This is a genomic window from Pseudomonas sp. (genome assembly GCF_036387035.1).
In the GTDB taxonomy this organism is placed as follows: Bacteria; Pseudomonadota; Gammaproteobacteria; order Pseudomonadales; family Pseudomonadaceae; genus Aquipseudomonas.
In genome coordinates this window covers 17,642-27,923 of the sequence record NZ_DASVUM010000161.1, presented here as the reverse complement: position 1 = coordinate 27,923, position 10,282 = coordinate 17,642, and the positions used below count along the sequence as shown (strand labels likewise).

Here is a 10,282-nt window from a genome sequence, read left to right as displayed (position 1 = left end):
GCGCGAGTGCCTTGGGACGTGATGCTGAAACCCAGAATGCTGCGAAAGTTGGTGAAGCCGTTATTGCCGCCAAAACCGGTTTCGTTGCGAAAGAACAGCAGCATGCCGGCGAACGTCAGGGCTTGCGTCATGATCGAGAAGTACACGCCCTTGATTCGCGAGCGAAAGGCGAAGAAACCAAACACCAACGCCAGCAGGCCCGGCGCCAGTACCACCAAGCACATGGCCCAGAGGAAATGTTCAGTGCCCACCCAATACCAGGGCAGCTCGGTCCAGGACAGAAAGGTCATGAACGCCGGCAGGCTGTCGCCCGACGCCTCGCGCATCAGGTACATACCCATCGCGTAACCGCCCAGTGCGAAGAACAGCCCGTGGCCCAGCGACAACAGGCCGGCATAACCCCAAACCAGATCCAGTGCCAACGCGACGATGGCGTAACAGAGAATCTTGCCGACCAGGGTCAGCGTGTAAGCCGACACCTGCAGGCTGTTGCTTTCGGGCAGCAGGGACAGCAACGGCAGGGCGATCAGCAGGGCAAGGATCACCACGCCGACCGAGACCGTGATTTTGGTGCCGGCGCGTTGCGCGGCAGTGACCATCATTGGCTGATTCATCAGTCGATCACCCGTCCTTTGAGTGCGAAGAGGCCTTGCGGACGTTTCTGAATGAACAGAATGATTAGCGCCAGGATCAGGATTTTGCCCAGTACGGCGCCAATCTGCGGTTCGAGAATCTTGTTGGCGATCCCCAGCCCGAAGGCCGCCGTCACGCTGCCGGCCAGTTGCCCGACGCCGCCGAGCACGACCACGAGGAAGGAGTCGATGATGTAGCTCTGGCCCAGGTCAGGCCCGACGTTGCCAATCTGACTCAGCGCCACGCCGCCCAGGCCGGCGATGCCGGAGCCGAGCCCGAAGGCCATCATGTCGACGCGTCCGGTAGGCACCCCGCAGCAGGCGGCCATGTTGCGGTTCTGAGTGACGGCGCGCACGTTCAGGCCCAGGCGCGTCTTGTTCAGCAGCAACCAAGTCAGCACGACCACAAACAGTGCGAAGGCAATGATGACGATGCGGTTGTAGGGCAACACAAGGTTGGGCAGCACTTGAATGCCGCCGGAAAGCCATTCCGGGTTGGCCACTTCCACGTTCTGCGCGCCGAACACCACGCGGATCAGTTGAATCAGCATCAGGCTGATGCCCCATGTCGCCAGCAGTGTTTCCAGCGGGCGGCCGTACAAGTGGCGAATGACCGTACGCTCCAGTGCCATGCCGATGCAGGCGGTGACGAAAAACGCGATCGGCAGCGCCACCAGCGGATAAAACTCAAGAGCACCGGGCGCGTAACGCTGGAACATCATCTGCACAACGTAGGTGGCGTAGGCGCCGAGCATCAGCATCTCGCCATGGGCCATGTTGATCACGCCCAGCAGCCCGAAGGTGATTGCCAGGCCCAGCGCCGCCAGCAGCAGAATCGAACCCAGTGACAGGCCGGCAAAAGCCTGCCCGAGTATTTCGCCGATCATCAATTTGCGCTTGACCTGAGCCAGGCTGGTCTCGGCCGCCAGGCGCACGCTGGGGTCGGTTTCGACGTTGGGTTCGAGCAAAGTTTCCAGCCGGGTACGGGCCAGCGGGTCGCCGGTTTCACCCAGCAGACGCACAGCGGCGAGCCGCACAGTGGGGCTGACGTCGACCAGTTGCAGGTTGGCCAGCGCCAAGGTCAGGGCCGAATGGACGTTGTCGTCCTGTTCGCTCGCCACCTGTTGCATCAGCAAGGGCAACTGCGCTGGACGAGCGCTTTTTTGCAGGACTTGCGCCGCGGTCAGGCGAACCTTGGGATCGGCGGCCAGCAATTGATGGCTGGCCAGCGCGGTGTTGATCAGGCCGCGCAGCCGGTTGTTTAAACTGATGGCCTGGGGCGCATTGGGGGTCGGTGCATCAGCTATCGCCGGAGCGTTTGGGTCGACGGCGATGAAGCTGTCGCCGTTCTGAATGAACGCACGATTGCTGCTGTCGGCGGCGACACGGCCATCCTGCAGGGCAATCAGCAATTCCACGCGCGCCGGGTCCGGCCTGGCGGCCCAGGTTTCCAGCAATTGGGCGCGCTCGGAGGATTGGGCCGCGACAAAGTCGCTGGCATCGCTAGCCTTGGCGGCGAATGGCAGCCACAGGCACAGCGCGAGAAGGAGGTGGAGGTATCTGGGCATATCGGTGTCCTGGGGGCACCCGCATGACGCAACGTCATGCGAGGAACTGTAGGAGTGAGGCTTGTCCCGCGATCGGCGGGGGACCCGTGGTAAAACCTGCAAATGTGGTGTGACAGGTACACCGCATGTGATGGATTTACTGCCGCTTCGCGCCAGATCGCGGGACAAGCCACGCTCCTACAGGGGACGTCGGGCGCTATGCCCGACAATGTGTCAGTTGCTCTTCACGGCATAGTCAGGCTTTTTGTCGTTGCCCGGAATGAACGGACTCCACGGCTGGGCACGGATGGGCTCCTTGGTTTGCCAGACCACGTTGAACTGACCGTCGGCCTTGATCTCGCCGATCATCACCGGCTTGTGCAGGTGGTGGTTGGTCTTGTCCATCGTCAGGGTGAAGCCCGACGGCGCGGCGAAGGTCTGGCCTGCCATGGCTTCGCGGACTTTGTCCACGTCGGTGGACTTGGCTTTCTCGACCGCTTGCGCCCACATGTGGATACCCACGTAAGTAGCTTCCATTGGGTCGTTGGTCACGGCTTTGTCCGCGTTCGGCAGGTTGTGTGCCTTGGCGTAGGCCTTCCAGTCGGCGACGAACTTGGTGTTGACCGGGTTCTTCACCGATTCGAAGTAGTTCCATGCGGCAAGGTTGCCCACCAGCGGTTTGGTGTCGACGCCGCGCAGTTCTTCTTCGCCAACCGAGAACGCCACCACCGGTACGTCGGTGGCCTTCAGGCCCTGATTGCCCAGCTCTTTATAGAACGGCACGTTGGAGTCGCCATTGACCGTGGAGATCACTGCCGTCTTGCCACCGGCAGCGAACTTCTTGATGTTGCCGACGATGGTCTGGTAATCGCTATGACCGAACGGGGTATAGACCTCTTCGATGTCCTTGTCCGCGACACCTTTGGAATGCAGGAACGAGCGCAGGATCTTGTTGGTGGTGCGCGGGTACACGTAGTCGGTGCCCAGCAGGAAGAAGCGCTTGGCCCCGCCGCCGTCTTCGCTCATCAGGTATTCAACCGCAGGAATTGCCTGCTGGTTAGGCGCCGCGCCGGTATAGAAGACGTTCGGTGACATTTCTTCACCTTCGTATTGCACCGGGTAGAACAGCAAGCCGTTCAACTCTTCAAACACCGGCAAAACCGACTTGCGCGACACCGAGGTCCAGCAGCCGAAGACCACGGCGACCTTGTCCTGCGTCAGCAACTGGCGGCCCTTTTCGGCAAACAAAGGCCAGTTCGACGCAGGGTCTACGACCACTGGTTCGAGCATCTTGCCGTTGACGCCGCCCTTGGTGTTGATTTCATCGATGGTCATCAGCGCCATGTCCTTGAGCGAGGTCTCGGAGATGGCCATGGTGCCGGACAAAGAATGCAGAATGCCGACCTTGATGGTTTCGGCCGCCTGCGCGGTCCAGGTCAAACCCATCGCTGCGATCGATGCAGACAAAGTGAACGCTTTCAGCAAACTACGACGCTTCATTGGCTAGCTCCATTCTTTGATTTTTTTTGATGACGGCTGTTGGCGGTGCAGAGTTGAGTCTGCTTAGGCTTTAGCAAACGCTGGGCCAAGGCTGAGCGCGTCGCAAAATGGAATGAAAACGTCGCGTGCCGGGGGCGGGTCGCACCAATCTGGGATGCGGCGGGCTGCGTGGTGCGTCAAGCGCGCCTATCTGGTGCGGGGTATGGCGAGGAAGAAATGGAAGTGATGAGGATCAGGAGAAAGGAAAAGACAGGTGCGGAGCCTGAAACCCGAAATGAGGAGGAATTCATCACTAAACCACCCAAAGAAGGTTCCAGGCTCCGCGAGACGCAATCTAAGCTGTTGCCACCGTTTTGGCAAAGCGCGAACGCACTATTCGATCGAGCAGCCACACCGCCAGCATCGAAATGCCCACCAGCGGGAACGCCACGCCCAACGCGATCATCACCACGGTCGCAGTTTTCCAGCGCGGCAGGTCGTGGCGCAGGGGTGGAACACCGAAGCAGTGTTGCGGGCGGCGCTTCCACCAGATCACAATGCCGCTCACTGAACTCAGCAACACCATCAGGCAGATGAACAGAATCAGCAGCTGGTTCACCCAGCCGTACATCTTGCCCTCATGCAGCATCACGCCCAATTCCGTGGCTTTGGACACCGGGCTGTAATCGCCGTAGCGCACGTCCGCCAGCACCTTGCCGCTGTACTGATCGACATGAAGTGTGGCGTCGTTGCGCGGGTCGTCGGCGAACACGGAAACGGTAAACACGCCATCAGCGGTTTTCGGTTGAGTGATGCTGTAGCCCGGCTCGATATGGCTCGCCCTGGCGATGTCGACTACCTGCTGCAGAGAGATGCCAGGCGCCGCGGGTGCGGTGGACATGTGAGCATGGTTCATGTGCTCGGCATGATCTCCGGAAGACACCGGCATCGGCGTGTTTTCCATCGCCCAGGGCACGGTCTGCACGCTTGCGCTGTTCAATGTCCCCGCTTGCTTATCCGACTTGGGCACGTCATTCCACATGGCCGCCGGGAAGGTATTCCAGACGTCCGCGTAGACCTTTCCCCACATGCCGGTCCAGGTCATGCCGCTCAGCAGCATGAACAGCAGCGCCACCGAACCCCAGAATCCGGTCACCGCGTGCAGGTCGCGCCAGAGAATGCGGCCTCGCGCGCCGATCCGGGGCCAGAGCACGCCGGCCGGCGATCGCCCTCGTGGCCACCACAGATACACGCCCGACACTACCAACACGATGCCCCACCCGGCTGCCAGTTCCACCAGCCGATCGCCGACCGTGCCAATCATCAGCTCGCCGTGCAATTCGCGCGCGATGGCTTGCAGGTTTTGCTTCGCGTCTTGGGTGCCGAGCACCGTGCCGCTGTAGGGATCGATGAATACGTTGACCTCGCGGCCGTCGTTCTTGACCACGAATTGCGCGCTGCCCTCGGCATTCAGGGGCGGCAGGTATTTGCTTACCTGCGCCTGTGGATAAGCCGTCAGCACGCGCGTCTGCAGATCATCGGCACTGAGTGAGTGGTGAGCGGGCGTCACCGTCAGCAAGTCGCTGTACATCAGCGCGTCAAGCTGCGGCTTGAACAGATAAATGATCCCGGTGACCGCCAGCAGGATCATGAACGGTGCGACGAACAGGCCGGCGTAGAAATGCCATCGCCAGGCCAGGTTGTAGAAAGACACATTGGGTTTGGACATGGTGCAACGCTCCCGTCAGGGAAAACACGGCGCAACGCGCTGATGGCGAGAAAGGCCATCAGCGGATACGAGTCAATTTTGGGTGTTCAAGCGACGGACGAGAGGGGTGGCGCGCGACTGCGGGCGTTGGGAAAGACGTTGCGCTGGGCGTGGCCGTGTTGCGGCGCCTCGTTGTAGAAGTCGGCGGGTCTGGGCGGGACGGGCGCCAGGACGGCAACGGTTTTGGTCAACGCCGGGCAGCTGAACAGCAGCGTGCAATACCCGCACTTGGCCCAGAGGACGTGATCGACGCCGGCGTTGCGCTCGGCCTCGGCATGGGCATCGGGCTCGCCCATGTCCATCGTCGCCGACATGTCCATCTCGCCATGCATTGACATCGACATCGACGTCGGCGCAGGCATCGCCATGCCGTTGTGATGCTCCATGGGCATGGACTGCGAGATCAGCGGGCCGATGAAGATCATCAGCATGGCAAACAGGCTCAGCCAGGCGCCCTGCAAAAGGCGAGGGGCGGGGGCAGATCTGTCGCGGATCGCGGGCAGGCGGTTCAAGGGTGGCGGCGTCGGCAGTCAGCGGGTCAGTGGGCGTGGGCCGGAGCGGCCTGGTCGGGTGGCTGTTTGAGTACCACGACGTCAACGTTCATGTCGCCCGCTTTTTGAAAATGCAGGGTCAGCGGGAAAGTCTGGCCGTCGACCAGTCGGGTGCGGTCTTTCAGGTCCAGCAACATCACGTGGTACGCCATGGGCGCGAAGGTCACGATCCCGCCGGCAGGTATATCAACAGTTTCGACGTGCTGCATTTTCATCAGGCCGTCCTGGTTGACGTGCGCATGCAACTGAACGGCACCTGCGATGGGGCTGTTGACGGCTTCGAGCCGGTCGGCGTCAGGGCCGCTGTTGTTGATCACGAAATAGGCAGCGACGGTGGGCGCATTGGGCGGCAGGGCCATGGACCAAGGCTGCGCGACGGTCAGTTGGCCGAGGGTGTAGTCGTGGGCTTCAACGAAACAGGCTGGCAGCGTCATCGCAACCCACAAGAGGATTTTGTGCAGCATCAAGCGGGTCTCCGATTCATTCAGTTTTGCGACGGCAGGACCACCATCAGACCCTTGGGGATGCGTGCGGGTTTCGGTTCGGCCATTGCGGACGGGGCGGTGTGCGCAACACCAACACCGCGACAGGGAAACGCACCGGTTCGACGAGGGCGAACAATCCAAAACCGAGGCTGGTCGGCACTGCAACCAGCGGCATCGCATAGGTGCAACAGGCGCAGCGCTGCATCAAGGCGATGTCAGGGCGACGGGAAGACTGTTTATCGATGACTTCAACGGGCGTCATGGCCAGCCGTGACGAAGCGCCGGTACAGGCGCTTCCCCATACCAGCCGCTCGCCCTCGGGGCGGGGCATGGTGGGCGTCATCGGCACCGCCAACACGCCGAACAGCAACGCGAAACACGCTACCCAGGCAAACGCCCGGCGCCGCTTCTGCGTGGTGATTTGATCTTTTTGTTTTTTCATAGGGGCCATTTAGCCTGATCAGCCGCCCTATGTACAAACCCCGCCCGCGACCTGGTGTCGCGCGGCAGGTTTGGTTCAGTCGGGGTTCAGGCAGATGCCCCTGTAGGAGCTGGCTTGCTGGCGAACACGATGGATCGGATATCAAGTTGTCGACTGACACATCGCATTCGCCAGCAAGCCGGCTCCTACAGCGGATTTGAGTGCCCAGAATTCCGCAATGCATCCAGCACTTCGCCCACACTCCAGAACGTCCGATCCACCTCTGGCAGCACGGGCCGTTTCAGCACCAGCACCGGCAGCCCGCGTTCACGCGCCACGTCCAGCTTGGGCTCGGTGGCCGTGCTGCCGCTGTTTTTGCTGATAAGGACGTCGATGTTCCGCGTCTCGAATAGCTCCCGCTCATCCTGCAGCCGGAACGGTCCGCGCGCGCCGATCACTTCGCAGCGTTCGTTGCCGGGGTAGACATCAAGTGCCCTCAGCGTCCAGAACTGGTGGGCGGGAATCTCGTGCAAGTGCTGTAAAGGCTCGCGCCCCAAGGTAAAGAGGGGTCGTTGAAAGGGGGCGAGGGCGGTGATCAGTTCTGGCCAGTCCGCGACTTCGCGCCAGTCATCGTCCGGCCCCGCCTGCCAGGCGGGTCGCCGCAACGCCCAGCACGGCACGCCGGCCATCTTGGCCGCGGTAACGGCGTTGTGGCTGATTTGCGCGGCGTAAGGGTGCGTTGCGTCCAGGATTAGATCGATGCCCGCTTGCTGTACGAATGTCGCCAGCCCCTCGGCGCCGCCAAACCCGCCGACCCGGACTTCACAGCCCAGATCGGTCGGTACGCGGCCCACGCCTGCCAGGCTGTAAATGTGTTGAGGCCCGAGCCTGCGGGCAATCGCCAGCGCTTCGGTGACGCCGCCGAGCAACAGCACGCGTTTCATTTGTTTCATACGAAGTCTCCTGCGTGACCGACAATCCCGCCCTGGCGGTCGATGGCAAAGACCTCCACCTGAACCTGCGTCGGCACCACGCTGCGGGCGAAATTCAGTGCGTGCTGACAGACCGCATCGCCCAGCGCGATGCCGACGGCCGAAGCCATGACCAGTGCTTGCTGACTGGTATTGGCCTCGCGAATGCATTGTTGCAGCTCGGCATCCCCGCCCACATCGGCAGCCCATCGCGCGAGTTGATCAAGGTCGATGCTCGAATGGCGGCTGTGCAGGTCCATGTGGCCGGCCGCCAGTTTGCTGATTTTGCCGAAGCCGCCGCACACACTGAGGCGCTCTACCGGAGTTTTGCGCAGGTGCTTGAGCACGGCGCCGACAAAATCGCCCATCTCGATCAGCGCGATGTCCGGGAATGCATACACCCGCCGCATGGTGTCTTCGCTGGCGTTGCCGGTGCACGCGGCGATGTGCTGGTAACCGTTGGTACGGGCGACATCGATGCCTTGGTGGATGGAGGCGATGTACGCCGCGCAGGAGAAAGGCCGGACGATGCCGCTGGTGCCCAGGATCGACAGCCCGCCGAGAATGCCCAGCCGCGGGTTCATGGTTTTCAACGCCAGTTCGCCGCCGTTTTCGACGCAGACAGTCACTTCGAATCCGCCGTCATAGCCGACGTCCTGCGCCAGTTGCGTGAGGTGTTCGGCCATCATCCTGCGTGGCACCGGATTGATCGCCGGTTCGCCGACACCCAGCACCAGGCCCGGGCGTGTCACGGTGCCCACGCCCTCTCCTGCGACGAAACGCACGCCGGGCACCGGGATCAGCCTGACTTGGGCATACACCAGCGCGCCGTGGGTGACGTCCGGATCGTCTCCGGCATCTTTCAGCGTGCCGGCCTCGGCGCCGTCCCCGATCAGGCGGCAGAATTCCAGGCGCATCTGTACGCACTTGCCTTTAGGCAACGTGATGTCGATCGCATCGTTGAATTCGCCGGCCAGCAACAGGCGCGCGGCGGCGAGGGAGGTCGCCGTTGCGCAGCTGCCAGTGGTCAAGCCGCTGCGCAACGGAGCGGGTTGTTCGGCGGTTTCGTCACGCATCAGGGTTTGATCGCTTCGAGCAGAGTGATTGGCAACGCTTGACGCCACGTGTCGAATTCGCCGAGTGGCTTGGCGTGGGCCAGGTGGATGCGGGTCAGTTCGCCGCCATGTTGCTCACGCCAGTTCACCAGCGTTGCCTCGCTCTGCAGGGTGACGGCGTTGGCGATCAGCCGACCGCCCGAGCGCAGGCGCTGCCAGCAGGCCTGCAGCACCCCCTCGCGCGTCACGCCGCCGCCAATGAAGATGGCGTCTGGTTGTTCAAGACCCTCAAGCGCTGCAGGCGCACGTCCGCGGATCAGTTGAAGAGCAGGGACACCCAGCGCATCCCGATTGAATTCAATCAGGTGTTGCCGGCCCTCATCGGCCTCGACGGCGATGGCGCGGCAGGTCGGGTGCGCGCGCATCCACTCGATGCCGATGGAGCCGCAGCCTGCCCCGACATCCCACAGCAGTTCGCCGGGCACGGGCGCAAGACGGGCGAGGCTGATCGCGCGCACGTCGCGCTTGGTGAGCTGACCGTCGTGCCGAAACGCTGCGTCTGGCAGACCGCCCAGTGGCGAAAGACGCAGCGTGCCTGGCTCTGCGCGACAGTCGATGGCCACCAGATTCAGTGCAGCGATGTCAGAGGCATTCCATTCGCCGGCGGTGCCCTCGATCTGTCGCTCGGCGCTGCCGCCCAAGTGTTCGAGCACGGTCATGCGGCTCGGTCCAAACCCGCGTTCGCAAAGCTGCGCCGCGATGGCCGCCGGGCTCGAACCGTCATTGCTCAACACCAACAGGCGCAGGCCGTGTTGCCAGTGGGCATTCAGTGCAGCGAGCGGGCGGGCAACCACCGACAGCGTGACCACGTCCTGCAATGCCCAACCCAGGCGCGCCGCGGCCAGCGAATATGAGGATGGGGCGGGAATCACCCGCATTTCATCGATGGCGACCTGTTTCGACAGGCTCGCGCCGACGCCGAACAACATGGGATCGCCGCTGGCCAAGACGCATACCGGGCTTCCGCGTTGTTCCAGCACCGGGGCGAGGGAGAACGGGCTGGGCCATTGGCGCTGCTCGGCCTGAATGCACGGCGGCAGCAAGCCAAGTTGCCGCGCGCCGCCGAACACCTGCCGCGCTTGCAACAGCGCGTGCCGAGCGTTGCGGCCCAGCCCTTTATAGCCGTCCTCACCGATTCCCACGACTGTCAGCCACGGTGACATGTATTGCCCTCAACCCGATTGCATGCAACAGGCCCGCCCGCTCGGCCTGTGAAAGTGGTCGGCATGATAACGCGCTGGCGCGCCCGGTTCGTACGGCTTTGTGAATCCGACAGAGCGTCTTTTCATGCCAACGGCCAAAGCAGGCATAAT

At 62.4% G+C, this 10,282-nt stretch carries 10 protein-coding genes; all 10 read right to left on the bottom strand.

The genetic code is table 11. The features are described from left to right. A partial coding sequence (locus VF672_RS15390) for an ABC transporter permease subunit (protein ID WP_414705615.1) occupies nucleotides 1–614 on the bottom strand: 614 nt, incomplete at its 3' end. After that, a complete protein-coding gene (urtB, locus tag VF672_RS15385; RefSeq protein ID WP_331105427.1) occupies nucleotides 614–2,200 on the bottom strand; it encodes an urea ABC transporter permease subunit UrtB in 1,587 nt (528 codons plus the stop codon). The genes VF672_RS15390 and urtB, both read right to left, overlap by 1 nt. Before the next feature lie 213 nt (nucleotides 2,201–2,413). Then, the gene (urtA, locus tag VF672_RS15380; protein ID WP_331105426.1) at nucleotides 2,414–3,679 is read right to left on the bottom strand and encodes an urea ABC transporter substrate-binding protein; all 1,266 of its coding nucleotides are present in this window, start codon (nucleotides 3,677–3,679) and stop codon (nucleotides 2,414–2,416) included. Nucleotides 3,680–4,013: 334 nt separating this feature from the next. Further along, nucleotides 4,014–5,387: a PepSY domain-containing protein gene (locus VF672_RS15375; RefSeq protein ID WP_331105425.1), complete on the bottom strand. Its 1,374-nt coding sequence runs from the start codon at nucleotides 5,385–5,387 to the stop codon at nucleotides 4,014–4,016. 86 nt (nucleotides 5,388–5,473) lie between these two features. Further along, entirely contained in the window at nucleotides 5,474–5,929 is a 456-nt protein-coding gene (locus VF672_RS15370; RefSeq protein WP_331105431.1) for a DUF2946 domain-containing protein, read from the bottom strand. Between the two features lie 35 nt (nucleotides 5,930–5,964). Continuing rightward, nucleotides 5,965–6,441 carry a copper chaperone PCu(A)C gene (locus VF672_RS15365; RefSeq protein ID WP_331105424.1) on the bottom strand — a complete coding sequence of 159 codons (477 nt, stop codon included), beginning with the start codon at nucleotides 6,439–6,441 and terminating at the stop codon, nucleotides 5,965–5,967. Nucleotides 6,442–6,487: 46 nt separating this feature from the next. Next, nucleotides 6,488–6,904 carry a DUF2946 domain-containing protein gene (locus VF672_RS15360; RefSeq protein ID WP_331105423.1) on the bottom strand — a complete coding sequence of 139 codons (417 nt, stop codon included), beginning with the start codon at nucleotides 6,902–6,904 and terminating at the stop codon, nucleotides 6,488–6,490. Nucleotides 6,905–7,089: 185 nt separating this feature from the next. Then, nucleotides 7,090–7,827, bottom strand: coding sequence for a cobalt-precorrin-6A reductase (locus tag VF672_RS15355; protein WP_331105430.1), 738 nt, complete (start codon nucleotides 7,825–7,827; stop codon nucleotides 7,090–7,092). Between the two features lie 5 nt (nucleotides 7,828–7,832). After that, nucleotides 7,833–8,930 carry a cobalt-precorrin-5B (C(1))-methyltransferase gene (locus tag VF672_RS15350; RefSeq protein ID WP_331105422.1) on the bottom strand — a complete coding sequence of 366 codons (1,098 nt, stop codon included), beginning with the start codon at nucleotides 8,928–8,930 and terminating at the stop codon, nucleotides 7,833–7,835. Next, nucleotides 8,930–10,132 (bottom strand): precorrin-6y C5,15-methyltransferase (decarboxylating) subunit CbiE, encoded by a 1,203-nt coding sequence (gene cbiE, locus VF672_RS15345; protein WP_331105421.1) that lies wholly within the window; start codon nucleotides 10,130–10,132, stop codon nucleotides 8,930–8,932. Before cbiE ends, VF672_RS15350 begins: the two co-directional genes overlap by 1 nt. Nucleotides 10,133–10,282 lie beyond the last annotated feature (150 nt).

Bases quoted from the DNA above. Each gene is read 5' to 3' on its own strand.
- urtB (WP_331105427.1), bottom strand. From the start codon at position 2,200: ATGCCCAGATACCTCCACCTCCTTCTCGCGCTGTGCCTGTGGCTGCCA.
- urtA (WP_331105426.1), bottom strand. From the start codon at position 3,679: ATGAAGCGTCGTAGTTTGCTGAAAGCGTTCACTTTGTCTGCATCGATC.
- VF672_RS15375 (WP_331105425.1), bottom strand. From the start codon at position 5,387: ATGTCCAAACCCAATGTGTCTTTCTACAACCTGGCCTGGCGATGGCAT.
- VF672_RS15365 (WP_331105424.1), bottom strand. From the start codon at position 6,441: ATGCTGCACAAAATCCTCTTGTGGGTTGCGATGACGCTGCCAGCCTGT.
- VF672_RS15360 (WP_331105423.1), bottom strand. From the start codon at position 6,904: ATGAAAAAACAAAAAGATCAAATCACCACGCAGAAGCGGCGCCGGGCG.
- VF672_RS15355 (WP_331105430.1), bottom strand. From the start codon at position 7,827: ATGAAACGCGTGCTGTTGCTCGGCGGCGTCACCGAAGCGCTGGCGATT.
- VF672_RS15350 (WP_331105422.1), bottom strand. From the start codon at position 8,930: ATGCGTGACGAAACCGCCGAACAACCCGCTCCGTTGCGCAGCGGCTTG.
- cbiE (WP_331105421.1), bottom strand. From the start codon at position 10,132: ATGTCACCGTGGCTGACAGTCGTGGGAATCGGTGAGGACGGCTATAAA.